General features: G+C 73.3%; 4 protein-coding genes. 3 read left to right on the top strand and 1 reads right to left on the bottom strand.

Annotated elements, in window-relative coordinates; genetic code table 11:
- On the bottom strand, positions 1-201 hold a 201-nt coding region (locus tag OZN99_RS31170; RefSeq protein ID WP_270939078.1), incomplete at its 3' end, for a hypothetical protein.
- A gap of 171 nt (positions 202-372) precedes the next feature.
- Between OZN99_RS31170 and OZN99_RS31165 the strand changes: the two genes are divergently transcribed.
- Genes OZN99_RS31165 through OZN99_RS31155 form a run of 3 tightly spaced genes read left to right on the top strand, consistent with a single transcriptional unit; the run spans position 373 to position 1528 of the window.
- Positions 373-648, top strand: coding sequence for a type II toxin-antitoxin system ParD family antitoxin (locus OZN99_RS31165; protein ID WP_270939077.1), 276 nt, complete (start codon positions 373-375; stop codon positions 646-648).
- Positions 645-989: a type II toxin-antitoxin system RelE/ParE family toxin gene (locus OZN99_RS31160; RefSeq protein ID WP_270939076.1), complete on the top strand. Its 345-nt coding sequence runs from the start codon at positions 645-647 to the stop codon at positions 987-989. Before OZN99_RS31165 ends, OZN99_RS31160 begins: the two co-directional genes overlap by 4 nt.
- Before the next feature lie 56 nt (positions 990-1045).
- The gene (locus tag OZN99_RS31155) at positions 1046-1528 is read left to right on the top strand and encodes a transposase (RefSeq protein ID WP_270939075.1); all 483 of its coding nucleotides are present in this window, start codon (positions 1046-1048) and stop codon (positions 1526-1528) included.
- Positions 1529-1616: the final 88 nt, after the last annotated feature.

Here is a 1616-nt window from a genome sequence, read left to right as displayed (position 1 = left end):
GTCGCCCATGGTGTCGGTGGCGCGGCCGCCCGCGCCATGCGCGAACAGCACTGCCCCCACGCGCGTCCCGGGCGCCACCGCATCGGGCATGCGGATGCGGTAGGCGCGGTCGCCGACGGGGCAGTCGCTCTCCGGCCCGCAGGCCAGCGCGGCCGGCGCCGGCAGTGCCAGCAGCGCGAGAAGCAGTACGAGACGACGCATGCGGCCGGGCCCCCCGGCGGGCGAGCGGCCCGCCGCACGCAGGTTGCAGGAGCCCCGGCGCCTTGGCCAGCGTGCCGCCCTTCCCGGCCATTGCCGCAGCACCGCCGGCAGAGCCCGGTCGGGCCGTGATCGGCATTGGCAGATCCTGCCAATGCCGCCTATCCTCCAGCCATGCCCACCCGCAACGTCGTCATCACCGAACACCAGGCGGCGCTGATCGAGCGCCTGGTGGCCTCCGGCCGCTACCAGAATGCCAGCGAGGTGCTGCGCGAAGGGCTGCGCCTGGTCGAGCGGCAGGACGCCGAGCACGCCGCGCGCCTCGCCGCGTTCCACGTCGCTCTGGACGAGGGCGAGCGCGATATCCGCGAAGGTCGCGTCACCGAACTCGGCGACGCAGCGGAGATCCGCGCCCTGATCAGCCGGCTGCGCCCACCCCGGCGCGCGTGATCCGCTGGCGGCTCGTCCTGGCCCGCGCAGCGGAGCAGGACATCGCCGCGGCGCTCGCCTGGTCGGAGATGCGGTTCGGCCGACACCAGGCGCGCCGCTACGAAGATCGCATCGCGGCCGCGCTCCTTCGCCTGGGCGAAGGTCCGGATGTGCCGGGGAGCCGTCCCGTGCCCGGTCGCGCGGGCATCCGGCGCCTCGCGCTCCGCCCGCCGGCACGCCATGCGCTGTTCTACGCGGCGGCGCAGGACCGCCGGATCTTTGTCCTGCGTCTGCTCCACGACGCCATGGATGCGATGCAACACCTCTCGCAGGACGACGCCGGCGAAGCCGATCCGGGTTGAGGATGAGGAAGATTTTCCTTTATCGTGGTCGCAGAACCCGTCCGGCAGGCCCTCCGATGCGCTCACCCCCGCCCGCCTTCCCGCCGCACCGCTTCGCCCGCCATGCCTGGGCCCCGATGACCGACGCGGAATGGGCGCTGCTCGGACCCCTGGTCACCCGCGCGCTGGAGCCCGGGCCGGGCCGCCCGCCACAGGACCCGCGCCGGCTGTGGGACGCGATCTTCTGGGTCGCCTGCTCCACCGGACCCTGGCGGGAGCTGCCGGCGCATCTCGGCAAGGCGGATACGGCGCATCGCACGCTGCGGCGGCATGTGCGCTCCGGCCTGCTGGACCGGCTGCTGCTGGCGATCTCGCCGCATCCGATCAATGGCGGGCTGTTCGCCGGCCTCGCCTGGCGCATCGCGCGGGCCTGGCGGCGCATGGCGCGGCGGATGACGATGGGCCAGCTGCTGATGGCCAAGCGCCTCGGCCTGCTCTCCGCCCTGCCCTGCGACCCGGGCTGGCTGCCGAAGCCGCATTTGTCCGAGGGGCTGACCTAGCTAAGGGTGGAAAGGCTAGGTTGGAGAGATGGTTAGGCGCCGTCGGAGCCGGCTGTCGCGTTCGGTTCAGCAACGGCTGCTGGAGTAC

This window comes from Falsiroseomonas oryzae (assembly GCF_027856955.1).
GTDB lineage: Bacteria > Pseudomonadota > Alphaproteobacteria > Acetobacterales > Acetobacteraceae > Falsiroseomonas > Falsiroseomonas oryzae.
The sequence above is the reverse complement of the archived record's forward strand: the minus strand, read 5'-3'. Positions and strand labels throughout refer to the sequence as shown.

Coding starts and splice junctions, on each gene's coding strand:
- OZN99_RS31155 (WP_270939075.1), top strand. CDS start 1,046: ATGCGCTCACCCCCGCCCGCCTTCCCGCCGCACCGCTTCGCCCGCCAT.
- OZN99_RS31165 (WP_270939077.1), top strand. CDS start 373: ATGCCCACCCGCAACGTCGTCATCACCGAACACCAGGCGGCGCTGATC.